Annotated in this window: 19 protein-coding genes; 8 read left to right on the forward strand and 11 right to left on the reverse strand. The window is 46.8% G+C overall.

What is annotated here, in order from left to right; all coding sequences use genetic code 11:
* Positions 1-15 precede the first annotated feature (15 nt).
* Complete coding sequence (locus MYF79_RS18455) at positions 16-777, forward strand: DUF695 domain-containing protein (RefSeq protein WP_247809121.1); 762 nt, start codon at positions 16-18, stop codon at positions 775-777.
* An 80-nt stretch (positions 778-857) separates the two neighbouring features.
* Positions 858-2,930, forward strand: coding sequence for a hypothetical protein (locus MYF79_RS18460; RefSeq protein ID WP_247809122.1), 2,073 nt, complete (start codon positions 858-860; stop codon positions 2,928-2,930).
* Here the strand turns inward: MYF79_RS18460 and MYF79_RS18465 are convergent.
* Genes MYF79_RS18465 through MYF79_RS18475 form a run of 3 tightly spaced genes read right to left on the reverse strand, consistent with a single transcriptional unit; the run spans position 2,916 to position 7,989 of the window.
* The gene (locus MYF79_RS18465) at positions 2,916-5,228 is read right to left on the reverse strand and encodes an FdhF/YdeP family oxidoreductase (protein WP_247809123.1); all 2,313 of its coding nucleotides are present in this window, start codon (positions 5,226-5,228) and stop codon (positions 2,916-2,918) included. The genes MYF79_RS18460 and MYF79_RS18465 overlap by 15 nt on opposite strands.
* A gap of 10 nt (positions 5,229-5,238) precedes the next feature.
* A complete protein-coding gene (gene fdhD / locus MYF79_RS18470) occupies positions 5,239-6,093 on the reverse strand; it encodes a formate dehydrogenase accessory sulfurtransferase FdhD (RefSeq protein WP_247809124.1) in 855 nt (284 codons plus the stop codon).
* A gap of 39 nt (positions 6,094-6,132) precedes the next feature.
* Complete coding sequence (locus tag MYF79_RS18475) at positions 6,133-7,989, reverse strand: DUF4132 domain-containing protein (protein ID WP_247809125.1); 1,857 nt, start codon at positions 7,987-7,989, stop codon at positions 6,133-6,135.
* A gap of 171 nt (positions 7,990-8,160) precedes the next feature.
* Here MYF79_RS18475 and MYF79_RS18480 point away from each other — a divergent pair, with 171 nt between their 5' ends.
* A complete protein-coding gene (locus MYF79_RS18480; protein WP_247809126.1) occupies positions 8,161-9,021 on the forward strand; it encodes a neutral zinc metallopeptidase in 861 nt (286 codons plus the stop codon).
* Positions 9,022-9,149: 128 nt separating this feature from the next.
* Here the strand turns inward: MYF79_RS18480 and MYF79_RS18485 are convergent, their stop codons facing one another.
* Complete coding sequence (locus MYF79_RS18485) at positions 9,150-11,141, reverse strand: tetratricopeptide repeat-containing sensor histidine kinase (RefSeq protein ID WP_247809127.1); 1,992 nt, start codon at positions 11,139-11,141, stop codon at positions 9,150-9,152.
* 240 nt (positions 11,142-11,381) lie between these two features.
* On the opposite strand from MYF79_RS18485, the gene MYF79_RS18490 reads away from it, so the two are divergent.
* The 3 genes from MYF79_RS18490 to MYF79_RS18500 all read left to right on the forward strand — a co-directional run bounded on the left by MYF79_RS18490 (position 11,382) and on the right by MYF79_RS18500 (position 13,944).
* Entirely contained in the window at positions 11,382-11,660 is a 279-nt protein-coding gene (locus MYF79_RS18490; RefSeq protein WP_247809128.1) for a SelT/SelW/SelH family protein, read from the forward strand.
* A 33-nt stretch (positions 11,661-11,693) separates the two neighbouring features.
* Positions 11,694-12,857: an outer membrane protein assembly factor gene (locus tag MYF79_RS18495; RefSeq protein WP_247809129.1), complete on the forward strand. Its 1,164-nt coding sequence runs from the start codon at positions 11,694-11,696 to the stop codon at positions 12,855-12,857.
* Positions 12,858-12,942: 85 nt separating this feature from the next.
* Positions 12,943-13,944, forward strand: a complete 1,002-nt coding sequence (locus tag MYF79_RS18500) for an outer membrane beta-barrel protein (protein ID WP_247809130.1) — start codon at positions 12,943-12,945, stop codon at positions 13,942-13,944.
* On the opposite strand, the gene MYF79_RS18505 is transcribed toward MYF79_RS18500, so the two are convergent.
* The 3 genes from MYF79_RS18505 to MYF79_RS18515 form a co-directional block, all read right to left on the reverse strand.
* Positions 13,916-14,473, reverse strand: coding sequence for an NADPH-dependent FMN reductase (locus tag MYF79_RS18505; protein WP_247809131.1), 558 nt, complete (start codon positions 14,471-14,473; stop codon positions 13,916-13,918). The genes MYF79_RS18500 and MYF79_RS18505 overlap by 29 nt on opposite strands.
* Positions 14,474-15,183: 710 nt before the next feature.
* Positions 15,184-15,927: a LytR/AlgR family response regulator transcription factor gene (locus MYF79_RS18510; protein WP_247809132.1), complete on the reverse strand. Its 744-nt coding sequence runs from the start codon at positions 15,925-15,927 to the stop codon at positions 15,184-15,186.
* 16 nt (positions 15,928-15,943) lie between these two features.
* A complete protein-coding gene (locus tag MYF79_RS18515; protein ID WP_247809133.1) occupies positions 15,944-17,071 on the reverse strand; it encodes a sensor histidine kinase in 1,128 nt (375 codons plus the stop codon).
* A gap of 322 nt (positions 17,072-17,393) precedes the next feature.
* Here MYF79_RS18515 and MYF79_RS18520 point away from each other — a divergent pair, with 322 nt between their 5' ends.
* A complete protein-coding gene (locus MYF79_RS18520; protein WP_247809134.1) occupies positions 17,394-19,856 on the forward strand; it encodes an outer membrane beta-barrel protein in 2,463 nt (820 codons plus the stop codon).
* A 28-nt stretch (positions 19,857-19,884) separates the two neighbouring features.
* Here the strand turns inward: MYF79_RS18520 and MYF79_RS18525 are convergent, their stop codons facing one another.
* The 4 genes from MYF79_RS18525 to MYF79_RS18540 all read right to left on the reverse strand — a co-directional run bounded on the left by MYF79_RS18525 (position 19,885) and on the right by MYF79_RS18540 (position 25,360).
* Positions 19,885-20,568: a GLPGLI family protein gene (locus MYF79_RS18525; RefSeq protein WP_247809135.1), complete on the reverse strand. Its 684-nt coding sequence runs from the start codon at positions 20,566-20,568 to the stop codon at positions 19,885-19,887.
* A gap of 6 nt (positions 20,569-20,574) precedes the next feature.
* Positions 20,575-23,142 (reverse strand): outer membrane beta-barrel protein, encoded by a 2,568-nt coding sequence (locus MYF79_RS18530; RefSeq protein ID WP_247809136.1) that lies wholly within the window; start codon positions 23,140-23,142, stop codon positions 20,575-20,577.
* A gap of 102 nt (positions 23,143-23,244) precedes the next feature.
* Complete coding sequence (locus MYF79_RS18535; RefSeq protein WP_247809137.1) at positions 23,245-23,946, reverse strand: response regulator transcription factor; 702 nt, start codon at positions 23,944-23,946, stop codon at positions 23,245-23,247.
* Positions 23,918-25,360 carry a sensor histidine kinase gene (locus MYF79_RS18540; protein ID WP_247809138.1) on the reverse strand — a complete coding sequence of 481 codons (1,443 nt, stop codon included), beginning with the start codon at positions 25,358-25,360 and terminating at the stop codon, positions 23,918-23,920. Before MYF79_RS18540 ends, MYF79_RS18535 begins: the two co-directional genes overlap by 29 nt.
* 105 nt (positions 25,361-25,465) lie before the next feature.
* Between MYF79_RS18540 and MYF79_RS18545 the strand changes: the two genes are divergently transcribed.
* Positions 25,466-25,921: a YhcH/YjgK/YiaL family protein gene (locus MYF79_RS18545; RefSeq protein WP_247809139.1), complete on the forward strand. Its 456-nt coding sequence runs from the start codon at positions 25,466-25,468 to the stop codon at positions 25,919-25,921.
* Positions 25,922-26,250: the final 329 nt, after the last annotated feature.

Here is a 26,250-nt window from a genome sequence, read left to right on the forward strand (position 1 = left end):
TCGAATCAATGTTTTATGCCTGACGCGTACCAACCAGACTGGGACATCTATACCTGCCATATCGAAGATAAGCCGGCTATTATAGGCCTGGACCTGGACCTGCGGCGTTTTGCCCCATTGAGTAAAAAGCCGTATGCCATCTTTATATCGGTATACCTGAAAGATCCACGTGCCGACGGTTTTCCGCAGGGGGATGAATTCACAGTGCTGGGAGAAATTGAGGACTGCCTGGTGCAACAGCTGGAAACAACTTTGCAGGCGCATTTTGTTGGTCGTACTATGTCAAATGGAGTGCGGGATTTTTATTTTTATGCGGCCGGTACTTTGCTGCATGACAAATACATTGCTGATGCCATGATCCAGTTCCCGGATTACCAGTACGATTTTGGAGTTAAGGAGGACAAGACATGGGAATTGTACTTCGATTTCCTGTTCCCGGATGTACAGGAGTTCCAGCGTATCCAGAACCGCAAGGTGTTGCGTACATTGAAACAACATGGGGACATTGCCGAAAGAGCCCGCCTCATAGACCATTGGATATATTTTTCTGCGGAAGCCGAACGGGAGTTATATGGCCAGCAGGTGCAACGCCTTGGTTTTGTCATAGAAGCCCGCCCGGTTGACGAAAATGATCCTCATCCCTATGGATTAAGGCTTTCCCGCAATGACCGGACCGACGAGGAAAGCATAGATGCAGCGGTAATGCTGCTTTGGGAACTTGCCCAGGAAATGAATGCACGTTATGACGGGTGGGAGACTGTTATTGTGGCACAATAATATTTAGTTAACTTATTACAACTGTTACATAATCTTTACGTTAAGTAAAGAAGATGCTTGCTTATTACTTCTAAGATCGAGTGAGAAAATCGCTGAAAATATCAATTTATGTCCTGATCAGCTGTTGCCTGGCCCTTGGAATTTTAGGGGCGTACGGCAATTCTTTCCGGAAGGAACGAGCCCGTTTCACTGTTGTTCCGGATACGGTAGTACCGGTGAGGCCTTCCGTTCCCATGACGCCCGTTCCGGAGGATACTATCTTTCCGCTCCTTCCCAGGGTGCCCAGTGTGCCGATCGTTCCCATTATTCCGGGCGATACCATCGTACCGGGGGATGTGATCCTGCAGGGCGATACCATACCGGTGTCGAAGAAGTATTCCAATTCCTGGCTGGGCCGTGTGCGTGCATACCGGGATTCCCTCCGGAATAAACAATACCGCGACTCCCTCATCCGGAAAGTAACCCGCCAGAATGTACCCGAACCCGGCACAGACAGCAGTATCATCAAAAGTGAACAATATTTTAAACCCTTTAGCGGGAAGGTGATCCGGGACATTTACTATCGCCGGGTGAATGTGTTTGGCCCCAGTAATATCAAGGATACCACCTTTTCTACCTCCATGAAACTGGTGCACCTCGCCAACAGGATGCACTTCAATTCGGAAGAATGGGTGATACGGCAACTGCTCTTTTTCAGGCAGAACGATACGATCAATCCCTTTGAGATGTCTGACAACGAGCGTTACCTCCGTAACCGGCCCTTTATACAGGATGCCCGGCTATATATTATTAATACAGGTGTGTCTGAAGACTCCGTCGATCTGTTGGTTGTGACCAAAGACGTATTCGAATATGGCTTTGACCTCTCGCGCCTGAGCACTTCAGGCATCCGGGCCAGCATATCCAACGACAACCTGTTCGGGGCTGGTCAGGGTCTTATGATTGGGGGCTCCTGGAGCGATAAGGACAATCCACCTTTCGGATCGCAGGCCCGGTATACGAAGACGAACCTGCTGGGTACATTCATAGATTTTTCAGGGGGATATACTACGCTGAACAACATCAATACGATCGACTCAGGTACTTATGAAGGGACCTATTACGTTGCTATCAACAGGCCGCTCTATAAAAGCGGGGCCAAATGGATAGGCGGGATCAACTTCAGCAGCAACTATTCCATTAATATGTTCAAGCGGCCGGATACACTGTACCGCGATTACCGGTATAACATCCTGGACGTATGGGGCGGTTTCAACTTCCTGAGACAGGACAACCGTAATCCGGACAGTCGTAAACCCAATGTGGCATTCCTCATCAGGCATTTTAACCTGGCATTCACGAAAAAGCCCTTCCAGGAGGCCTATCAATTTGACCCTGTCTATAATAACCACCGTTTCTACTTAGGGCAGGTCGTCACTTTCCGGCAGGAGTTCTTCAAAACAAGTCATTTCTTCGGGTTTGGGCGAACAGAGGATATTCCGCTGGGATATACCACCTCTGTAACGGGGGGCTGGGAGACCTGGCTGGGACGTACCAGGGGGTACATCGGCCTGGAAGCTGAAAAATTCTGGGTAACCAAAGGAAAGGGGATCCTGTCGGGAACACTGGGACTCAGTACTTTCTTCCAGAATGGCATGTCGGAAGATGCTGTGCTTCACGCCAAAGTGGAATACTATAGCAGGGCCTTCAGGTTTGCCGGAGGTAAGCTGCGCCAGTTCCTGTATGCCGACTATATCTGTAATCCAAATTACTATTTCTACCGTCCCCTCAACATCAACAGGGACCTGGGCGTATGGGGATATAAAGATGTGCCGCTGAGCGGATATCAGCGTTTAAATGTCAGGTCGGAAACAACCTATTACAGTCCTTTGAAAATCTTTGGTTTCAAGTTCAATTTCTTCTCGTCCATACAAGCTTCCCAGCTCACCTACAAGAGCAATAACATCTTTAAGAACCCTATCTATACCGGGTTGGGGCTGGGATTCAGGGTACGCAATGAAAACCTGTCCATCAATACCCTGCGGTTATCGGCCAACTATTACCCGAATGCACCGGCGCCGATGAAGTCTGTGTTCTGGGAAGCCACCACCACGGTAGACTTCCGCTTCAGCATCTTTGCACTGAGAGCCCCGGCCTTCTTACAGTTCAGATGATCTCCTGATCTTAATAATAACCAGTTTTGAGGTGGGCGTATTGCTTTTGTCGGCCACGCTATTGAGCGGTACCAGGGCATTGGCTTCCGGGAAATAGGTAGCAGTACATTTTTCCGGGATGTTATACTCCACCACCAGGAATTTATGGACGATCCTTTCCATGCCTTCAAAGTTATTGATCAGGTCAACTACGTCATTTGGTTTAAGTCCCGCAGACTGTATATCCCTGCTGTTCATCAATATTACCCTTCTTTCCTGGTAGATACCGCGATAGCGGTCATCCAGCCCGTAGATGGTGGTATTGAACTGGTCGTGGCTGCGGATGGTCATCATCATGTACTCATCTGCTGCCAGCTGTTGCACTGTAACATTGGCAACATTAAAATTGGCTTTGCCTGTAGTGGTGTTGAAACGTCCTTCCCTTGCATTGTTTGGCAGGTAAAAGCCGCCCGGATGCCTTACCCGGGTGTTATAGTTGTTGAAACCGGGAATCACTTTTTCGATATCCTCACGGATGTAGTCATAGTGCTGCATATAATGTCGCCACTCTACACCGGAACGTTCCCCGAGAGTTGCCATGGCCAGTCTGCATACAATCACAGGCTCACTTAACAGGTGGGAGGAAATTGGCGGGAGATTACCTTTGGACATTTGTATCACGCCCATGGAATTCTCGCAGGTTACGAACTGCCTTTGTCCCTGTTGCACATCCATATCGCTGCGGCCAAGCGTGGGCAGAATGATCGCTTCTCTGCCATGCACCAGGTGGCTCCGGTTCAGTTTTGTAGAGACATGTACGGTTAAAGCGCAATTACGCAGCGCTTGTGCAGTTACTTCAGTATCAGGTGTTGCGGAGAGGAAATTACCGCCCATGGCGAAGAATACGCTGGCCTTACCGTCGCGCATAGCACGGATGGCGTCTACCGTATCGTAGCCATGTTTCCTTGGAGGATTGAATCCGTAAACTGACTGTATCTTGTTAAGCAGTGCGTCTGAGGGCTGTTCGTAAATTCCCATGGTACGGTCGCCCTGCACATTACTATGGCCACGTACGGGACAAGTGCCTGCGCCCTCCTTTCCGATGCTGCCTTTCAGAAGCAGGAGGTTGACCACTTCCTTGATAGTATCCACAGCATTTTTATGCTGCGTGAGCCCCATGGCCCAGCAGGCAACGATCTTCTTTTTGTGAAGCAGCATGGATGCCGCCTGACGGATCTGTTCTAGGGAAATACCACTGGCATTCGCCAGCTTTTCCAGCTGTAGCTGCCGGAGATGCCGGATATAATCATCAAATCCGCTGGTATTATTATGAATGAAACCATGGTCGAACACGGTTCCCGGATGGCGGTCCTCTTCTTCCAGCAGGAGCAGGGCGATGGCCTGAAGCAGCGCCATATCCCCATTGATTTTAACCTGCAGGAACAGGTCGGTGAGCTGGGTACTGATGTGGAGCATCCCTTTGACTGTCTGCGGATTAAGGAAATTCAGCAAACCTGTTTCCGGAAGGGGATTCACAGAAATGATCATCGCCCCGTTTGCCTTCGCCTTCTGCAGGGCGGTAAGCATACGGGGATGGTTGGTACCGGGATTCTGCCCAAGAATGATGATGACCTCTGCCTTATGCAGGTCATCGAGCGTTACAGATCCTTTACCGATACCCAACGTATCAGAGAGGGCGACACCACTGGATTCATGGCACATATTAGAGCAGTCGGGCAGGTTGTTGGTACCATATTCCCTGACGAATAACTGGTAAAGGAAAGCCGCTTCATTGCTGGTACGGCCGGAAGTATAAAAGATGGCTTCATCGGGTGAGGCCAGTGTGTTCAGATGTTGTGCTATTTTCCCAAAGGCGTCTTCCCAGGAAATGGGCTGATAATGCGTAGCGCCGGGAGCGAGGTAGACCGGTTGGGCCACACGGCCTTTTTTACCTATTTCATAATCAGTCAGTGCAGCCAGTTCTGCTACACTGTTCTTTGCAAAAAATGCTGCGTCCAGTTTTTTACTGGTAGCTTCTTCGGCAATCGCCTTCACACCATTTTCACAGTATTCCGCAATAGAAGAGCGATCGTCATCAGGGTCGGGCCAGGCACAGCCCGGGCAGTCAAAACCATCTTTCTGATTGAGATGCAACAATGCTTTCATGCCACGTAGCACGTCTGTTTCCTGCAGGATATGTTTAGCGCTGGACAGTACTGCAGGAATACCGGCGGCCACCGTTTTAGGCTTGCTCAAACGAACATGTCCGGTGAAGTGTTCCGGATTCTGGGAAGGATCTGTCGTATTATGTTGCTTCATTGTTAGACTTTCATTGCTGATGGGTGAGCGATGCGATTGCTATCCTGTGCTCACCCGAATAAATATTAAACCTTTGCTGACGGAGGAATCCGATCAGTGTAATGTCCCATTCATGCGCCATTTTCACCGCCATTCCGGAAGGGGCGCCAACAGCGGCGATGACTTTAATACCCGCCATGGCGGCTTTCTGGATCAGTTCAAATCCCGCCCTGCCACTGAGCAGGAGGAGATATGCATGCATAGGGAGGAGTTGCTGCTGCAAAGCGGCGCCTACCAGTTTGTCCACCGCATTATGACGCCCGATATCCTCACGCATCAGTAATAACGTTGAAGACTGATCGAATAGCGCAGCCGCATGTATACCACCGGTATCGTCGAAAAGCTGTTGCTGATGGCGGAGCAGGTCTGGCAGACGATGGATCAGCTCTGCAGGCCACTTTGCGACAGGCTGCGCTGGTGTAGCTGCTGTAACAGGTGTATAGATAGCGGAAAGATCTGTTTTACCACACATGCCGCACCCGGAATTGGCAACAAAGTTTCGCTGCGCCGTCTTCAGGACGGGGATGACATGTTCGTGCAGGCTTACCTGTATGGTGTTGGTGATGTCGCTGTCGGAGCAGATAGCTTTGATGTCCTTCTCAGAACGGATGATCCCTTCTGTATAGAGAAACCCTGTAGCCAGTTCAGGATCCTGGCCGGGTGTACGCATGGTAACCGAGATGCTCTGCTGCTGTCTGTCGGCCAGTGGCCCGTAGATCAGCTGAATTTCGAGCGGCTCTTCAGCTGCCAGCGCATCTTCTGTTGCCGTAACAATCGTATCCTGTACTCTTGTTATGCGTGTGTAGGAAATGGCAGGGTTTAGCATGACGTAAAGTTACGTAAAATAAGACGCACGCAGCCTTATTCAGGATCGGTTGTGCAGTTCCGTACTGCCTGCTGTTGTCACAAAATAGCTGATGTCCCTGATCGTCTCTGAGAAAACAACTGCGGGAACATCCCTGAGCGGGAGCGGCTCGCCCTCCCTGTAAAAATTGATCATATCTGTGAGCACCGTTTCTTCCTCTTTCCTGTCTGCAAAGAAGTTGATCCTGATATCCCAGTCGGTCAGTATCATATAGGGTATATAAGCCCAATTGTGTGGCGTTTTGTGTCTCAGTGTCCAGCCGCGCTGTGTGATAACGCTTTTAAACTTCTGTTTATTGAGCACTTGTGAGGCAAACCGGGAGGAGTAAAAACCGTCAGCCAGTTCTTCATTATTAGGTGTATATATTTCGCGGTTCACCTGTTTAAAAGGCTGGTCTATATGACGTTGCACCAGGAAATCGCGCCAGGCCTTCACCATTTGGGCCTGTTCATGCATAGGATGCCACAGACTCACGGCTGTCTCTTCGGTGATGGTGAGCGGTCTTCCTTTATGGTCGATGATGTGGCCCTCCAGGCAGTAGCCGGTCGTTCGTACACCGTTTGTATGAAAGTTCCAGATCAGCCGCGTGGCAAGCGTTTTCACCAACGGATGATCCAGGTAATAGGTCTTCCAGTGCTTGTATGACCATGGGGTCATTCGCATAAAGGTCCTTTCTATCCTGGCGCAGTTGTCTATCAATGCCTGGTCTATATCCCTGGCCAGACGCCTGAACTCCTGTCCGGGAGCAAACGTGGACTGCGGACCTTTAGCCGGTTTACCATCCTTTTCCCAGGAGATACCTGATTTACCGGTGTTGCTGATGGTGTAAACGCCTGTGAGATCGGGTGCTACGGACATGCGGACCGTTCCTGCATTGTCCAGGCCAAAATCGGGTACAATATATTCTTCCAGTTCATAAGGAGGAATGTTATGCTGCTCTGCCAGGTCATGCAGGATCTTATCGATGCTTTTTATTGCGCCTGTATGCCTGATCACCGACCTGAACCTGCTGATCCTGGTCAGCGCCTCCCTGAAAGGCAGGAAGCTGAGGGCATAGATGCAGGCGGTACCGGTTTTGACGGATAGCGGGCCGCCGTTGCCTTTCTTTTTATACGCCCATATGGCATATGGTTCCAGCATGTCCAGCAATTCCTTGTTGCCGGGCAGGGCACTGCACCATATGATGGCCTTCAGCAGGTTATGATTGATGGCACTGAGATAATCGATATAATAATCAATGAAACTATAGGTGCGCCCTGCATGCTGTTTCATGAGGAGCCCCTGACAGAAGGATATCCAGTCTTTCAGCTTCATAATGAAATGCTCGGTGTTAATACGACCTACCAGTTCCTTTGCCCGTTTCCACCACTTACGGTTGGGAACACTGCTTTCTCCGGCGTTCAGACAGTGATCGATGAAAGCTGTCCAGCATTCCCTTTGCCTTGTGCTTCTGATATTCGACAGGAATTCGATGACAAGGATACCCAAAGAGTCCCGGCGACTGATAATCAGTTCAGGACCACCGTGCAGGATGATGTCTATCTGGATATTTACCTTATCGGCCATTATCGTCGCTGTTCTTTTCTCTGTGGTGTCCAGCAGTTCCAGGCAGAGGCGCAGGGTATTGGTCAGCCCTTTTCTGCTGATCTTCTCCTGAATGATGTTCAGGATCTCCTGCCGGGGGAACCACCATTCATTACTGCGCTTTAAGGTTGTTTCATGCCATTGAAAGAGTATTTGGAAGCATTGCTCATCGGAGGTGTATAAAGACAGGTATTTGATCAAGCCTGCGGTGTCGAGTGCTTCGGGTAGTTTGTCTGCCTGTATTTTCCCGATCCAGAAGTCTGTAAATTGCATAGCTTCATTAATGTAGAGGTGTAACAATGAGGGTACAGCACTACCCAATATATGTAAAAAACAGGTATTAAAAAAAATGAAGCATAGACTACAGCTGAATCAGGCAGGGAAATTGTGATGATAAAAGGGGACTAAAATTTCTGTACTTTCGACATATAAAAAAATCTAAATATGCGCTGGCAAAACAGAAGATTAAGCGACAATGTAGAGGATCGCCGTGGCGGCGGTGGTGGTATGCGAACGATAGGTATTGGTGGGGGTATTGGAGGCATTATTATCGTGGTGCTGGCCCTGTTATTTAACCAGGACCCGCAGCAGGCATTACAATCCGTGCAGCAGGGCAGCGGCAATGCACCGCAGTCTGAATCCCGCACAGTAACCAGCAACAGTGACGAGATCTCCAGGTTTGCGTCTACGGTACTGGCAGATACGGAAGATGTGTGGGGAGAGCTATTTTCCCAGATGAACAGGAACTATAAAGATCCTGGTATGGTCTTGTACACGGACTACGATCAATCTGGCTGCGGTGCGGCGCAATCGGCCATGGGTCCTTTTTACTGCCCTGCAGATGAGAAGGTATACCTGGATCTGAATTTCTTTACTGAAATGGAACAGCGCTTCAAAGTTGCTGGCGATTTCGCCATGGCTTACGTAATTGCACATGAAGTGGGGCATCACGTACAGAACCTGTTGGGTACCAGTCGTAAGGTACAGGCCATGCGCGCCCAGCTGAGTGAGCGGGAATACAATAAGCTGTCTGTTATGCTTGAATTACAGGCCGATTTCCTGGCAGGGGTATGGGCGCATCATGCACAAAAGAAACACAATATACTGGAACCGGGAGATATAGAAGAGGCACTTAATGCAGCAAGCGCTGTGGGTGACGACGCTTTGCAGAAAGCGGCACAGGGACATGTGGTACCGGATGCATTTACGCATGGTACCTCAGAGCAGCGCGTACGATGGTTTAAGAAAGGATTTGAAACCGGTGATATAAAACAGGGAGATACATTCAATGCGCCAGACCTGTAATTTCAGGGCGCCCGGATGTTATTTTCCGGAACATTGATCTTATCAGGGACTCCGTGAGGAGTCCTTTGTATTTATACCTGAGGAATGAGACAATTCCGGAATGCGGGCAAGCGGGGAACAGGGAATAATCAGCTGTTCACAATGCTTCCGTGATTATCTTTTACAATGATCGTATACCCCCTGTTCGACATCTCTTCCTCCAGGGATAAAGGAAGCGTGAAGTGGAAGCTTGTACCTTTTCCGGAAGCGCTGTGGAACCATATTCTGCCGTTATTGCGTTCAATGAAATCTTTCGACAAAGGCAATCCGAGCCCACAGCCTTTCTCATTGCGGGTGCCGCTGGTGGAATAATAGATGTTGGAGAATATTTTTGCCTGATCCGGCACGGCAATTCCCAGGCCATTGTCCTGTACTATCAGTTCAATTTTATCGGGCAGTAACAGGTAGTTAATATTCACAGCACCATTGACTGGCGTAAACTTGATCGCGTTACTGATCAGGTTTCTGAGCACGAGCCTGATCATATCGGGGTCTGCATATACCATTATAGGGCGTTGCAGTTCGTGCGTCAGCGTTATCTCTTTCTGTTTGGCAAGAGACTGCAGGAGTTCAAACTCACTCTTAAGAACTGCACTGATGTCAAAATCGTCCGGAGTAACATGAATGCCTTTCATCTGGCTGCTGGCCCACTGGAGGAGATTATCCATCATATAGGCTGTATTTTTCATGTCACGCCAGAGTTCATGGGAAAAGATCCTGAACTGTTCTTCAGACATCTTCTCGTCTCTTAACAGGAAGAGCAGTCCTTCAAGAATGGCCAGGGGAGAACGCAGGTCGTGTGAGATAACTGAGAATATCTTGTCTTTTACCTGACTACCGCTTTCCAGGGCCGCATTCTGCTCCATGATGATCTTATTCTGCTGTTGTACCTGTGTATTGCGATGATTCAGCTGGCTATACAGTTCCTGCTGCCGCCTGTACATCAGGTAAAGTACAGCGGTGATCACAAAAAGCCCCAGTAGCAACATGCCACAAAAGATGACGAGGATGCGCTGTTGTTTGATGGTAGCAAGATGTAATTGCTGTTCCTTCCGCAGTAATTTGTTTTCATGCTGTTTCTTCTCCGACTCGTATTTCTCTTTTGTATTGGCGATAAATTTCGTCTTCTCAACACTGAACATCTCCTCATTTATCCTGCTGAACTCCTTATAATTGGCCAGAGCGCCTGCATAGTTGCCACGGGCAGAATCCAGCGCGGCCATGTTCTTATGATAGATCAGCGTATTTTTCATGTTCCTGAGATTGCTGTTCAGCTGTGCAGCTGCAGCAAGGTGTTGTTCCGCTTCTTCATAACTGTGCAACATGGTTTTGGCGAAAGCTATGTTGAGATGGGACTTCACCAGGCCATTGGTATTATCTGCCTCTTTATAATACTGTTCAGAGATCTCGAAATAAGGCAGGGCCATTGCATATTGTTGCTTCTGCGTATAGATCAGCCCAATATTTTCATAAGTGATGGCCAGCCCCGGATGATCGTTCAGCGACAATTTGATCCGCTCCGATTCCAGCATAAAGTGCAACGCTGAATCTGACTTATTGAGACGAATATAACTTGCGCCGATGCTGTTCAATGTACGGGCGATCTCTGCGGGTTGCCCCAGGGCCTGTTTAATGCGCAACGCCTTTTTCTGATAACGTAAGGCTTGCCTGGGCTGATCCTGTTCCACGAGGATATTTCCCATATCTGTGTTCAGTACGCCGATAGCATATTTATCATCTAATTCCTCGGCCAGCTTAAGCGCATTGATAGTCAGATCCAGCTGCTTCTCCAGGTTCCCTTTAATGTTCTCAGCCAGTGCCAGATTGCGGGTAGCCCACATAATGCCAGGCCGGAAGTGCAGGCTATCGCTCAGCCTGAGAGCTTCACTGGCATATTGCGTTGTTTTAGCAGCGTCTTTAGGAAAGGAATTACGGCTTAGCTGGTTTAGTATACGAATGCGTACAGTATCCTTTTGGGGATGTTTCTCCAGTTCAGTTATCTGCGCAGAAACATTAGTAGCTAAAGTACATAGTAATGCCAGATATATATAAGTATATAAGTTAGTTCGGACAATCCACATTGATAGTCTAGTTGTCGGCACAAACGATCTTTAAGGGTTACCTGAATGCTGTGCTAAAATTATAAAAAAAACGGATGCAAATTTTCAAAATCTAAAATATTGTGATTCGTTGTATCTTTCGGACGAATAAGAGGTACTAATGTGAGGAGCATTGTATGTTTTTTTAGGCTTACACAAACTTTGGGCCGGATAATTTACATTAGTTGCATATGATAAACAATTACTAATTGTCAGACACAGATGAAACCGACAGTAACAATAGAATATTGTCCGAAATGCGGATGGCTGATGCGGGCAGCATGGATGGCACAGGAACTGCTGACAACCTTTGCTGAAGACATTTACAGCGTTACATTACAGCCAAGTGAGGTGAATGGTAGTTATATCATTTATGTTGACGGTATAGCATTGATCAACCGAAAGGAATTGGGGCATTTTCCCGATATAAAAGAAATCAAGCAGATTATAAGAGATAAAGTAGCTCCGGAAAAGAGCCTGGGGCACAGTGACAGAAAGTAGCATAAAAGTTGTTTCTTTGCATCCCGGATGAGTATGCAAAGGATCATAATTTTTACAGCAACACTACTGGCATTGAGCCAGGGACTGATAGCGCAGCAGCAGAAAGATACAACACAAAGCGCCCCGGCGGATACTATCGTACCGCATAAACGCAGCTTTTTTCCGCTGCCGGTATTGGGTTACTCACCTGAGAAAGGACTGGAGATAGGAGCCGCTATGTTGTATTCTTTCTACACTTCCAGGGATCCCGCACTCCGCAATTCTACAATTAACCTCATTCCAGCCGTTACAACGGAGCATCAGCTGAAAATAGATCTGAAAACAGATATCTGGACGGATGGTAATAACTGGCATTTTAAAAGTAATCTCCGTTATCATGACTTCCCTATCAATTTTTATGGATTGGGAGATACTACACGCAAAGCCGGAGCTACCCTGCTCGATAATAAGCGTTATAAGGTACAGCTGGAGGCTGAACGTCGTATAGGCGGGCATTTCTATGCAGGGATGTCTTTATTGTACCAGAAGGATGAATATAACGCACGTGAGAATAAGGGGGTATACCCTGATATGCCGCTGGTGGACAAAGACGGAGGACATGTTACTTTCATCGGCGCCACGGGTATATTTGACAACAGGGATAACCAGAACTATACACGCACGGGCACCTGGGTACGCCTGAATATCGCTTATGCGCCGGGCTTTCTCAGTAAACATGAATTATGGAAGATAGACGGGCAACTACGTCACTTTATTTCTATCTCTCCGAAAAGCACTGTAGGTTTTAATGGCTTATTCAACTCACTGCAGGGAAGCAGACGGCCATTTTACCTGTTGCCCGAAATGGGGAACGATCTTATGATGCGCGGATATTATACTGGCAGGTACAGAGATCAGAATTACCTGGCCGGACAGGTGGAATATCGTTATTTTCTTGACCCAAAGATCCCGATCAATATCTGGTTTGTACATATGCAACCCAAATTCGCGCTGGCCGCATTTGGCGGTTCCGGTGCGGTATTCAACAACAGGGATATTGCCATGTCGCACTTTAAACCAAGTTATGGCCTGGGCGTACGCTGGTTCTACGACGAAGGCGCCAGGCTGACCATGCGTATAGATTATGCCTGGGGTGAAAAGCGCTCCGGCGAACAGCGGCAATCAGGATTGTACCTGTCTCTCGCAGAAGCATTTTAGTACTTACATTTCCGTTGTTGGGCATATTAATTGTTACCTTTACCGATATCGATCATAGTTAAGTTTTTTACCCAAAAATTCCGTTATGAAACCAAAAGCAGCCCTATTGGCGGCACTATGCGCTGTCGCTTCTATGCCAGCAACCCAGGCACAGAGTATTAAACCCACGTCCAAATTTTATGTAAAGATTGCAGGAGGTTACTATTTCAGTGTATTTCCGGGCCAGTTCCCTAAAGTAGGCAGTTATCAGCCGCATGACCAGCACCTGGAGTATAATCCTACAACGGAATCGTCTACGTCTGTCTCAGAAAAGGTATTAACAGGCTCGTATGGCGCTGGTGGGAGGGGAGGACTCTCCTTTGGCTGGAACATCAACCGTTATATTGCTGTTGAAGGAACATTTAACTACTATCGCAGCAAGAAAAACCTGATGACCCGCGAAGTCACTACGATGGCCGGCAGCGGTCAGACACTCGGCAAAATTGAATCTCACGGCTACGTAGATGCCATTGACTTTGCGCCCGGCGTTGTGATCAGCCCTGGATTCGAAAAGGTGAATCCTTACGTTCGTTTCGGGATGGTCATACCTTTGTGGGGCAACCTGAAGATCGAAACTGACGCCAGCCGCAGCGGCACTGCATCCGTTGGCGGTCAGACGGTACTGACGCAAACAGCCATCCACCGGAACGAAACCGTAAAACCGAACGTTACGGTCGGTTTCCAGGGAGCAATTGGTGTTGCCTTCCCGGTCGCAAAACGACTTGACATTTTTGTTGAAGCGGAATACAGAAATATTCCTGTACGCAGCAAAGAAAAGGAAGTCACAGCCTATGATGAGAAGATTTCCCTTTTGAATCCTGCCAATGGTAGCGTGATCTCTACACAACATCGTGGCCTGAACGACATGTCGACCGCTGAACGGCATACGAAGTATGTAACAACGCTGGATCAGCATTCCAACACGCCGGTAAGCCAGCAAGGCGCAACGGTGAATTACAAGAATAATGATCAGCCGTCAAACGACCTGAAATCTTACATCAACATTGGTGGATTGGGCGCTAATGCTGGTCTGCGCTGGAGATTCTAGCCGCCAGGTGATTAACAAGCGCCAGCAATGAACTTTTCAGCTCCGGATCGGTCACGTTTCCCATTGGGTCCATTTTAGTGCGCACAATAGGAATAATGAGCTTATATTCTTCCTGGATATCGGCCGTCATTACTTTCAATGTCTGTACCAATGATGCATGTGCTTTATCGCCGCCGGTTGCAAGCGGTGAAGCACTGATCACCCCCGTAGGTTTATGGGTAAATTCACCAGAGGAAACAAGCCAGTCCAGGGCATTTTTCAGCACGCCCGGAACGCCGAAAGCGTATTCGGGTGTGCTGAAAATAACGGCATCTGCAGCGCGTACCTGGTTTCTCAGAGAAAGTACCGTATCGGCAGGCGAGGAGCCTTCCGTATCCAACTCAGGACTGAAATAAGGGAGCTTATCCAGACCTTCATAGATCGTCATATTGACATCGGCAGGCGCAATTACCGCACAAGCCCTGAGCAATGCCGTATTTGAAGAAGAACTTCTCAAACTGCCGGATATTCCAAGTATATTGATCGCCATTGTTTAAATTTTCTGTAATTTGTAGTAAGAATTTAAAGCCCCGGATCTGATTCTTTTTATGCATGCATCAGCATAGAATAAACAAAAAGTAAATGTCTGTCGCCTGTCAGCCTGTATGCGTTTTATATGCCAACTCAGATCGAAACCGTAACGCGTATAAAGGCGCAAATCTAGCCGTTATATTCAGATTAACATAACAATTTGGCTGACGATTTGAATCAGAAATTGGCTCAATACGGATCCTGTATAAGATCGCTGAGTCGTTTCGAAACATTCATTTTGCACCCATAAAAGATTCCGGGACGAGTCGGAATGCATTGATCCGTTATGCGGCTCAGCGTGTAAAAAAAAGTAAAATTTTCCCGCTTAAAGGTTGCGGTCCGGCAACAAAATTCCCGCAGCATTTATCTTTTGCAAGGCCGATATAAAATGAATAAAATGGCTGAAGGCTGTTCACGGATTAAAGCCTATAATTGCAGTTGAATAACCCCAGGACTTAGATCTATGGCTGCTTTATACCATCTACCTACCAGTTACTTTACTTCTATATAATACGTATAATTTATATTATGTTAAATAGATAGTTTCTCAAAATCCCCTCGTTGCTGCCCTGGCTTTATTTATCCCAATACCATTTCCTACTTCAGGATCTCCCATTTTTAAGCGCTTCGTTTTCCATATATTGTTCCCCGACCAGCGGCAACAGGAAATCAGGAGAACCTGATCTTATCCCACAATTTATTCTTCACCACCTGTTCAATTACCATGTCATGATAATTCCTGCTAATGGGTATTTTATTTGACCGGATAAATATCTCGTTCCCTTCAATGCCCTCTATTTTATCGATAGAGACAATATAGGATTTATGCACCCTGATGAAGGCTTTTTTGTCCAGGTTCTCTTCCAGGTTCTTCAGGTACAACAATGTCATGTATTTCCCTTTGCTGGTATAGATCGTTACATAATTCTGCATGCCCTGTACATACAGGATATCGTTGAAATATATCTTTTCATATTTGCTGCCGCATTTGATGAAAAAATAATCTTCCTCTTTCTCTGTCTTATGGGCATCGGGTTGTACCGTTTTATTCAGCAATTGGTAGTATTCCTTCGCTTTGTTGGCCGCTTTAAAGAAACGGTCAAAAGTGATAGGTTTCAACAGATAGTCCATTACATTCAGCTGAAATCCTTCCAATGCATAGCTGGGAAACGCAGTTGTAATGATAACCATAGGTGGTTTTGGGACGATCTTCAGAAAATCCAGCCCATTCATTTTCGGCATCTGGATATCCAGAAAAATAAGATCCACGGTGTGTTTGTCCAATAGCTGGATCAATTCTAGGGGGTTGGTACAGGTATCGACAAGATGAAGAAACTCAACCTCTCTCACATAATTTGAAAGGCCTTCCCTGGCAAGCGGTTCATCGTCAATAATTGCGCAATTCATCTTCATACAAGTATTATTAGGTTCAGGCTATTTTTTGCATGGGCAATGGCAGCTCCAATGCTGTCAGATGTAGCTGCAGCCTGACGTCAAATCTGTCATTGTGCGACTGTATATCCAGGTTGTACTGACCGGGATATATCAGGTCCAACCTTCGCTGTACGTTCTTCAGGCCAATACCACCGTAGTGTACGATATCATTACTGGTCATGTCCGATGTACTGTTGGATACAGCAAAGCTTAGCAATTCATCCTTCTGCTCAAGATGTATCCTGATCCAGTTGGGTTTATCCGCATGTTTTGACACATGCTTAAACGCATTTTCCACGAATGTCATCAGGATAAATGGCGCTATTCCCCACGGGCTATTGTTCTCCTGCACTATCTCTACCGTTACTTCCATGTTGTCGTTCTGCCTTAATCGTTCCAGCTCTATAGAATTCTCCATATAAGAGATCTCCTTAGACAGAAGGATCTGCCTGTCATTACATTCATATAACTGATATCTTAACAGTTCTGAGAATTTCGCCAGCGAAGCAGACGCCATATCCGGGTTCTTATGGATCAGGAAGAAAATAGAATTGATCGTATTGAAAAGAAAATGCGGATTGAACTGATGCTTGAGGAAGTTCAGCTCTGTTTCCAGTTTTTCCTTCTCCAGTAGCTGCTGCTTTCGCTGCGTTTGCAGCCAGTTCTTTCCCAGCTTGATGCTCATTGCCAGCGTCATGGCGGCCAGCGTGGAAGGTAATGTACTGCCCAGGTACCCATAAAAACAATCTCCATTGGCGCCATAAGCCTGCTGCATGGTTTGCCCGGAAAGAAAAACGCTCAGGTAATAACCGGGAATAATAAGCAGGGATGCACTGACAACAGTTATTAAAGACAATATTATGTACTGTGTGAACCTGGCCTTTTCGAGGTACTTTGGGATGAGATAATAAAGGTTAAAATAAACTGCGAGTGCCTGGAATAGCACATAGAATAAAAACTTTAATATAAAAGGAGTGAGGAAGATGGCGGTGAAGGCCTTTACAGGATTACCGATAGCCACCGTCCACCACGTAAAGTGATACAAGGCCCAGAAAGGAATATGGTGAAGTTTATACCTCAACAACCAGTTTTCCTTTGAATGATCATATCGTAAAGCGTTCATCTCACCTGGATTTTTCAGCACTGAATGAAAAAAGCCTTTTTGAAAGTTACATCAGTTTTCACCTATTTGGAAGCAATACTATCTGAACTGCAGGAAATAATTGACCAATTGTTCCTCCGGCTACAGGAGAGGTTCTCCCCTCCCATTTTTCAACTATTACAGGGCTTCGGTACAGTTTATTGCCTTTGATCAATCCATTCCTGTTGATGGTCAATACCATTTTTTCACCCTTTTCACAGCGTATTTCTTTGCAGTAGTGTGTTGTTTGCAACAGCCAGCGTTTGGCTGCCAGAGCAATTGAGTCCCGTTAAATCAATAAAATATGAAAAAACTGCCATTCCTCCTGTGTTGCATTCTTTTTCTTGCAAAGGCTTCCGGACAGATCTCGGGAAGGTTTGCCACCAGTACCGGACTACCGGTACCTTTTGCGCATGTAATATTGCTGAACGGATCAGATACCACGCTAGTAAAGACAGCGCTGACAGACGAAACAGGTGCATACCTGATCAGGAACATGCCCGCCGGAAAATATATCCTGCGCTTTAACAGTATGGGTTTTCAAACCTGGAACTCCCCGGTGTTTGAGCTGACTGCACAACAGGCAAGCAGGGACTTCGGGCTACAGGTTGTTACCGAAGGTGCGCAACAACTGGGTGAGGTAGTTATACAGGCGGAAAAGCCATTGTTACAGCAACAGGCAGAAGGTATGGTGGTCAATGTCCAGAGCAGCCTGCTTACTAAAGGCAGCACAGCGCTTAATGTACTGGAAAGATCGCCCGGTGTTGTGATTGATTACAGGAATAATAGTATTGCACTGAATGGGAAAAGCGGTGTAACAGTCATGCTGAACGGTAAGCTGATGCGCATGCCACTGGAACAGCTGGTCAACCTGTTAAGTGGCATGAGTGCAGATGATATTGAAAAAATAGAATTGTTGAGCACTCCTTCGTCCAAATATGATGCAGATGGAAGCGCTGGCATGATCAATATCATATTGAAAAAAGACAAACAGCAGGGAACCAACGGAACGCTATCTGTAACTGGCGGTTATGGCTACAGGGAAAAAGCCGCTGCCAGTATTAGCCTCTCTCATAATGCAGCGAAACTCAACAGCTATGGCTCCTATAGTTACAACCTGAACCGCAGCTACAGTGATATTGATATACTCAGTTACCAGGACATGCCTGTTTTTGGTGGTCGCATGGAGGTAAGAGGCAAGGATATTACCCGCTTGCTCCAGCAGAATCACGATATTACGCTTGGACTGGACCTGAAACCTAATAGTAAAACCACTGTCGGCGCCAACCTGACGTACAACATCAGCCGGGCAAAAACCGCTAATCATCCTTCTGCACAGTATCTTTTACTGCCCGATTCCCTGTTAACATTTGATGGCAACATCAGCCGGGTAAACAGCTGGTATAACCTGGTATCGTCCATATATCTTGAGAAGGCGATCAATCCGACATCAAAGTTTAGTTTTGATATGGACTATCTCTATTTTAAAAATTATAACCCCTCCCTTGTATCCGGCTTTTTACGCAACAAAGCCGGTGAACAAATCGACAATAATGACAGTTTGTTTTCTCCTTTCCAGCGAGGTTTTGCAAATACGCTGATACAGGTCGGCGTGATCAGGGCCGATTACAGCAGGCAGTTCAGCGACAAGATTAAAATGGAATCAGGCATCAAGGGTACATATACCGGGAGTAACACGGTATCACGCATAGAGAGCTGGGTGGACGGCCACTGGGTAAACAGGACAGAAACCATCAATGACATGAAGATGAAGGAAAGTATCGCCGCAGCCTACATGTCCGCCAATATCGATATAACGCCTTCTCTTAGTCTGACCGCAGGAGCAAGATTCGAATATGCCCGTACAATAATGGAAAATACCAGGACGGGGAAAAATAACGTAGACCGGAAACTGGCCACCCTATTCCCTGACATTTTCCTGAACAAAAAACTGAATGCGCGTTCGGCACTGCAATTGTCTTACACAAAAAGGATCGCCAGACCCTCGTACAATGACCTCGCCTCTTTCGTGGCCTACAGTGATCCTACTGCCATCTATGCGGGTAATCCACAGCTGATGCCGACCATTACAAATAATATTAAGCTGGGATATAGCTATGACGCGTATAGTTTTTCCCTGCTTTTCAGCAGAGACAACCATCCCATTGCCCGCTACCAGTTAAGTCAAAGCGCAGCAGCCAACCTCTTATACATTTCTCCGCAAAACCTTGTGTACCAGGATAATATTACCTTTCAGGCTACCCTGCCTCTGAAAGCAACTGACTGGTGGAACATGAGCTACAGTTTTACCGGCGGATTACGGCAGTTCAAAGCAGATCATACCTTACAGCCTGTTACAAAAAGTTATTGGGGATATTCTTTCAACTTTACCGAATCCTTTACACTGCCAAAGGGTTACTCTGCTGAATTGACCGGCTGGTACAATGCAACGTCTTACAATGGCATTATCAAGGTAGGCAGCATGGGTACGGTGAGTGCTGGCATCAAAAAGGAACTGAGAAATAACGCCGGCAGTATTCAGTTGTCTGTTTCAGATATTTTTACAACGATGAACTTCAGTGTATACTATGGAACTGTTGCAGAAGAAGCTTTTCACATCAGGAACCATGTTAAGATCAATCTGGAATCCGGTTACTCCCCTATCTTCAAGCTTTCCTACGCAAGACCCTTTGGTACAGGCACTTTGAAGTCTTCCGGCAAAGAGGGGGGATCAAAAGATGAAAGGGACAGGATCAGAAAGGACTAACCTCTTCCCTCCTGCCCTTATAGAACGGCTAGATTCCTTTATGGTCGCTATTCTTCACGATTTTTAGGTCAGCAGGGGGAGTTACGTCTGTCTCAGTCACCGGTACGAACTCAATGCTGGTTGCTTTGAAACTCATTTTTTTGCTATCAAGGGCCAGCACTACACCTTTATCAGTAAAGGCACTTGCCGGGGTGCCAGCCTTCAAAGGAAGTTCCGTAGTATACCAGATCGTGAGCGGACCGTTCTTGGATTTAACGACCAACTTTCTGCAGTTATAATCCAGTATTTTTTGTGTTTCAGCACTTTCTGTTGCCTGGTCTTCATCCTTTTCAAACAAGGATCTCTCGACCAACACAGGAGGATTCTTTGCTTTGTCAACCCACCAGAGAGTCTTCCTGTCTACGTCCGCATATTTTTCATTGCCGTCTTCAGAAGACACCTTGATACTGGTATTGACGCCGTCCTGTTCATTTTGTATGTCATCATTAAAGTAGGATTTCAGGCGTTGTCCGTTGTATTTCAGTTCTGCTTTCTCCACAATGGTTTCCGGTACCAGGTCTTTGTATTGCATCTGGTCAGGCTTGAGAGAGGCATGAATATGATAGGTAATATCATAATGGATCACGCCCTGCGTTTTGTCCTGTGCGAAGCTGTATTGCTGAAAGCAGCTGATACCTGCCGCCAGGATCAGTGTACGGATGATGTGTTGCATGTTGGATTATTTAAGTGTTGAATGATTGTTCTTTGCAAAATGACGCAGCTTGCAGATCAGGCTAAGCATATAATAGCGCCCCAGTACATTATTTTGCCTGTCTTCCGTATAGCCGTTACGGGCCAGCCGGTTGAAGCTTTTGTTCTGGTTCAGCAGGTCATGAGCTTCCAGGCGGAGCGATAACTGTCTGTTGATTTCCCTGGAAAGACCGGTATTCAACAATGCCACGGTGTTGTTGTATGCGCCACTCAGCCCGGTGCTTGTATAGCATTCAATGCCGGCATCTCCATGAAGTTTCCAGGGTAAATTGGCCATGAGGTCCAGCCCATAGTTCAGGAACCAGTATTGTTGACTGGTACCAGAATTTGCCGCGCTGTGACGATCATTCCAGCTGGCATTCCCCCTGATTGTCATACTCAGATCACTGATGGGGTAATAATTGAAATTGATGTCGGGCGTAATTCCCCACTGCCTGATCTTGTCGGCGATGGCATTGAAATAGCCGGGATACCGGTTATAAGATAACTCTGCCCCGAAAGTCAGACTGGAACCGCCACCGCCAAAAGGCACCGATCTCTCTGCATGCAGGCTTCCGGAAAAATAACCATTGGCATTGATGGGAGAAATGAGCTGCCTGCCTGCACTGTCAATGGTGTAGTAGTCTGTAAACTGGTTCCTGATCACAGATATACGCAGCTGGACATTGGTGAAAATATTACTGTAGATATTGTTGCTCAGATAGGCCAGCATCAGATCATGATTGACCGCCTGCTGCAGGTCCGGATTTCCTTTCCTGATATATAGCGGATCACTGATGTCTTCCAGGGGGCGTAACTGGTTAAGCCCGGGCAGGACCGCATTGCTATTATAATTAAGTGTCAGCTGACTTGATTTCGAGAAGCGGTATCGCGCATAAAGATGCGGCAGGAACGTATTGTAATTGCCGCTGAGACGATAGGTTTTGTAATCGGAACTACCTTTCAGGCCACTGTTCTCTACACTCAATCCCAGGGTATAAATGAACTTTTTATATCGGCCAGCTACCGCCACATCGGCAATGTTCCTCGTGACCACACTGTTATAGACATCACTGTATCGGTTATCCAACACGTTGTATGCTCCGTCATCATGATTGATGTTATATGCCAGCTGCTCATAATCGCCCTGGCTGATATTGAATTGCTCCGTAAGGCGTAGCGCCGTGTGTTTTGAGAGTTGCTCCGTATAGACCAGGTTATTATTCAGCGTGTAATTATCTGAATGTCCCCTTGTCTGTTGATTGATACTATCTCTTGTGCCCAGGTTGTAATACTCGTTCCTGGCTATATTCAAACCATCGTTCTCCAGCCGGAGATATCCGGGTGTAACAGTAAGCGAGAGCGTACGGCCGGGCCTGGAAAAGCGGTGGCGGAACAGGATATCGGCCATAGCATTTGTATTCGTGTTGTTGCTGTTCAATACCTGTTCTCCCTGGTTCAGTAACAACGCATGGTCTGCAGTATATGAAAGGTAGCTTCTGTTACTTTTGAGTACTGATGTGTTGTGGTTAATAGCAGGCGATATTTTTAGGGAATTATATCTGTCCAGCTTTATATCAAGTGCGGCATTTCCCCGGTGATTATTATTTTCCTGCAGCGAGATGCCGTTTTGCAGGTAGTTATAGGCAGTGTCTGGCAACAGATAATGGCGGTCGTAGTTATAGCTGTTACGGGATGTAAAGCGGTTGTAGAAGTAGCTGCTGCGCAATTTAAGGGCGTCTCCCCAGTCATTGTTGTAGTTCACTCCACCATATTGTGTATTATTGATCCCCGTAGGGCGGGCCAATTGAGCCTTTTCCGCAGGATCGTCACTGTTGATACGCACGCCTTTCATCTTACTCAGTTCTGCAATAGCCGTAGCTGGCAGATTGTTAAACAACTCCGGATTGGCGCTTAACATCCTTATGAGTTCTGAGGCCGAGAACCCGGATTTATTGATATTATTCGCCTTAAATAACAGGGACAACTGCTGTTCTCCGGCGAAAATATTGATATTCAATCCAGCGTCGTATTTACCATCGGGGCCTATCCCGGCGGAGATATTACCGAAATATCCTTTCTTGCTGTTCTTTTTTGTAACGATGTTGATGGTCTTGACTTTGTCTCCATCGTCAATACCGGTGAATTCCTCCTGGTCGCTCATTTTATCCAACACCTGTACCTTAGCCACCATGTCGGCAGGCAGGTTCTTTGTGGCAATAGCGGGGTCGTTGCCAAAGAATTCCTTTCCATCTATCAGCACCCTGGCTACTTTTTCTCCCTGTGCTGTAATGTTGCCCGTCTGGTCCACCTTTACGCCGGGCAGCTTCCTGAGCAGGTCTTCCACTACGGCATTTTCCCTGGTTTTATATTGTGCAGCGTTGTATTCTACTGTATCCCCTTTCATGCGGATTGGAGGACGGCTTTCCACGACCACTTCTTTCAGATCGCGTATCCTGGGTCTACTGGTGTCCGTCCGCAGAGTATCTTTCGTTTGTGCGGACAGGTTGGTAGTAAGAGATAAAGAAAAAGAAATAATAACTGTAAAGTTTCGCATGGCCACTGTATTTTCAGACCATACAAAAGTAGCGGACAGCTTTACCCGATAACGTTAATGAGTCCAGCTATATCCTTAATGAATGTTAATATGCCCCGTTTATTAGTAAACCAATTTATAGCCTAGTCCGCGTACATTGACCAGCTGTACCGACGGATCGTATTGCAGGTATTTACGGATCTTGCTGATATAAACATCCATATTACGGGCGTTGAAGAAGTTGTCGTCGCCCCATAGCTCCAGCAGGATGTTCCTGCGGTGTGTAGTGGCATTGGGCCGTTCTGCCAGCATTTTCAACATATCGGCCTCCCTCAGGGAAAGACGGGTATCACCCTTTTCATGACGCAGTTCCTGCCTGTTATAATCAAAAGTATAGGTGCCCAATATATAGATACCGCTATTATTCGTTTTGGTGGCTGCAGGAGTATTGGCCAACTGACTGCGTTTCAGTAATGTCCTGATACGCAGGATCAGCTCTTCCAGGCTGAAAGGCTTTTTGATATAATCGTCAGCGCCGGTCTGCAATCCCTTTATAACGTCCTGGGTTTCACTTTTAGCTGTCAGGAAGATAACAGGTGTGTGTTCATCCACTGTGCGGATATCTTTTACCAGTGCGATACCGTCCTTTTTAGGCATCATGATATCCACCACACAGATCTCAGGGCGGAAAGACAGGTATTGTTCCCAACCCTGTACACCATTCTCCGCATGGCTGATATGAAAGCCATTAGCTTCCAGTGTTTCTTTAACTACACCTGCCAGTACGATTTCATCTTCAACCAGTAGCAGCTTGATCTTTTTCATGTTTCGGTAATTGGAAAATAAAGGTAGTGCCGTTGCCGGGAACACTGCTGACGCTGATGCTGCCATACAATTGATGTAACAGTGCTTTCACATGACTGAGCCCCAGTCCGTATCCTTTTGTATCATGGCGGTCTCCCTGTACAACGCGGTAGAACTTATCGAAGAGGAATGGTAAGTGTTGTTTTTCAATGCCATTCCCATTGTCTTTTACTGTAAAGCTATAGTACCCTGTATGCTCTCTCACACTCACGAGGATCTCTTTTTGTGGCTTATCGTTGTATTTAACAGCGTTGTCAAGCAGGTTGCTCAGGATGGTATTGAAGGCAGTGATATCGGTCTGAAAATATCCTGACTGAATATCATATTGCTGCCTTATACTTACCCCTGGCAAATGGGAAAAGCGGATAACAGCATCATTCACTAAAACTTTAAGGTCTGCAGGTACTGCAGACAAGGGTTGCTGTTCCTGCTCCTCCCTGGTGACCTGCATGATCTTATCGATCAGGTCCTGCAGTTTATCCAGTTCAACTTTGGAATGACGGAGGTAACGTACTGTTTTATCCGGATCATTGATACCCCTGAAGGTAAGCAATGCTTCATTAGTGGCCTTTAGAATGGATACAGGTGTTTTCAGTTCATGGGTCACATGACTGATAAATTCCCGTTTCATGCTTTCCAGTTTTTCCTGTCGCACAATGATCCGCCACAATGTCCAGATACATCCTATAATCAGGAAGGCAATGAAGATGGAAAGGATAATGGCGCTACCCATTTTCCTCAAAAGATGGGTATTGAGTCCACCGAATTGTACACCAATGGTCTTTTTCGGGTTATTCATGCCGGGGTAGATCATCAGTGTCGGCCGGCTGACAGTAGTATCGATCTCTTTCCCGATCAATATCCGAAAAGGCAGGGTAATATGTTTTTTATCCAGTTCCCGGCGATAGTATTTATTCAGCGTATCAACATCTGGTATTACATCTGTAAAGGACGAAAATACCGTAGAGACGAAATGCGCCAGCGGAGACATGGTGTCAAAAGACATATTGGTATTGGCGATGGAAGTATCGAGGTGAATATCCTCCGGGATCCCGCTTTTTGACCGTTCCGTCGTTGAGTCGTAGCTTATGAAGGCCCTGGGGCCAGGGGCCTCCTGTTCTTCTTTCGATGACTTGTCTACATCGATCATTGCCTGAATGGTGTACTTTTTATCTTTATGCTTGCCGCCCGACTTAATTTTAGCCGTGACAATGATCGCATTATCATATACATTCAGGAATGCCTCAGTAGCAGTAGCTACAAAAGCCTCCTGTTGCGACTGGTAGGTTTGCCGCAACCAGTATAACTGGAAGAGCAGTACCGCCAGTAATGCCGGTATGGCGATCCACCATATTCTTTTCCTGACCTTACCCATATTCCGGCAAATTTAACTTTCTAATATTTCCGGCTGCGGATTCTTTAACAATCATTAACGTTTGTTCACATTTGATTGTATCTTGCCGGCCCATAACAGACGCACATGATTATCGATACTTTAAAGAATGCAGATCGCTATTACGGCCTGGGCGCTAAATTCGTAAAGGCTTTTGAATATCTGCAACAAACAGATTTTTCCCAGGTAGAGAAAGGTAAATATGAAATTGACGGTACCAGTATCTTTGCCATTGTAAATGAATACGATACCATCCCGACGGAAGGCGAGCAAATGGAGTCCCATAAAAAATATATCGACGTACAATACATCGTAAGTGGTGAGGAACTGATAGGACATGATTTCCTGCGTCAACAAACGCCATCAAAAGCCTATGACGATGCGGCGGACTTCATGCTATTCGGCGAAACACCTACATTCTTCTCAAAACTGGAACAAGGAATGTTTGCCATCTTCTTCCCGACAGACCTCCACATGCCGAACATCAAGGTGAAAGACCCGGTACCGGTAAAAAAGGTAGTGATGAAGATCAGTGTGCAGTAAATACGGTTTCATCCAGGGCCTGGCATGATGCCTCTATTATCCGCCGGGTTGAAAACAGGCGTTGCAATCATAGCATCGCATCCGTGTATTAGTACCCCGGGTTGAAACCTGTGGCTATTAATACGGGCCCACCTACGGCGGGCCCGTATTAATAGCCGCCCAACAAAAAACAAACCCTCCAATGTGGCGGAGGGTTTCAGGTGGAGACCTAAGGGCCTTATCCCTTGGAGAGCGTTGATACGACCCACCAGGGGTTTAATAAACATCCCAAAGCCAGACACGATTGATAAGGCTAAATAGCAAGGATCTCGGAAGGGGATACAGCCCGT

It is taken from the genome of Chitinophaga filiformis, assembly GCF_023100805.1.
Taxonomy (GTDB): domain Bacteria; phylum Bacteroidota; class Bacteroidia; order Chitinophagales; family Chitinophagaceae; genus Chitinophaga; species Chitinophaga filiformis_B.

Excerpts from the sequence above, each read along its gene's own strand:
- MYF79_RS18535 (WP_247809137.1), bottom strand. The coding sequence starts at position 23,946 with ATGAAAAAGATCAAGCTGCTACTGGTTGAAGATGAAATCGTACTGGCA.
- MYF79_RS18490 (WP_247809128.1), top strand. The coding sequence starts at position 11,382 with ATGAAACCGACAGTAACAATAGAATATTGTCCGAAATGCGGATGGCTG.
- MYF79_RS18465 (WP_247809123.1), bottom strand. The coding sequence starts at position 5,228 with ATGAAGCAACATAATACGACAGATCCTTCCCAGAATCCGGAACACTTC.
- MYF79_RS18485 (WP_247809127.1), bottom strand. The coding sequence starts at position 11,141 with ATGTGGATTGTCCGAACTAACTTATATACTTATATATATCTGGCATTA.
- MYF79_RS18505 (WP_247809131.1), bottom strand. The coding sequence starts at position 14,473 with ATGGCGATCAATATACTTGGAATATCCGGCAGTTTGAGAAGTTCTTCT.
- MYF79_RS18530 (WP_247809136.1), bottom strand. The coding sequence starts at position 23,142 with ATGCGAAACTTTACAGTTATTATTTCTTTTTCTTTATCTCTTACTACC.
- MYF79_RS18475 (WP_247809125.1), bottom strand. The coding sequence starts at position 7,989 with ATGCAATTTACAGACTTCTGGATCGGGAAAATACAGGCAGACAAACTA.
- MYF79_RS18520 (WP_247809134.1), top strand. The coding sequence starts at position 17,394 with ATGAAAAAACTGCCATTCCTCCTGTGTTGCATTCTTTTTCTTGCAAAG.
- MYF79_RS18540 (WP_247809138.1), bottom strand. The coding sequence starts at position 25,360 with ATGGGTAAGGTCAGGAAAAGAATATGGTGGATCGCCATACCGGCATTA.
- MYF79_RS18545 (WP_247809139.1), top strand. The coding sequence starts at position 25,466 with ATGATTATCGATACTTTAAAGAATGCAGATCGCTATTACGGCCTGGGC.
- MYF79_RS18455 (WP_247809121.1), top strand. The coding sequence starts at position 16 with ATGCCTGACGCGTACCAACCAGACTGGGACATCTATACCTGCCATATC.
- MYF79_RS18515 (WP_247809133.1), bottom strand. The coding sequence starts at position 17,071 with ATGAACGCTTTACGATATGATCATTCAAAGGAAAACTGGTTGTTGAGG.
- fdhD (WP_247809124.1), bottom strand. The coding sequence starts at position 6,093 with ATGCTAAACCCTGCCATTTCCTACACACGCATAACAAGAGTACAGGAT.
- MYF79_RS18480 (WP_247809126.1), top strand. The coding sequence starts at position 8,161 with ATGCGCTGGCAAAACAGAAGATTAAGCGACAATGTAGAGGATCGCCGT.
- MYF79_RS18510 (WP_247809132.1), bottom strand. The coding sequence starts at position 15,927 with ATGAAGATGAATTGCGCAATTATTGACGATGAACCGCTTGCCAGGGAA.
- MYF79_RS18525 (WP_247809135.1), bottom strand. The coding sequence starts at position 20,568 with ATGCAACACATCATCCGTACACTGATCCTGGCGGCAGGTATCAGCTGC.
- MYF79_RS18500 (WP_247809130.1), top strand. The coding sequence starts at position 12,943 with ATGAAACCAAAAGCAGCCCTATTGGCGGCACTATGCGCTGTCGCTTCT.
- MYF79_RS18495 (WP_247809129.1), top strand. The coding sequence starts at position 11,694 with ATGCAAAGGATCATAATTTTTACAGCAACACTACTGGCATTGAGCCAG.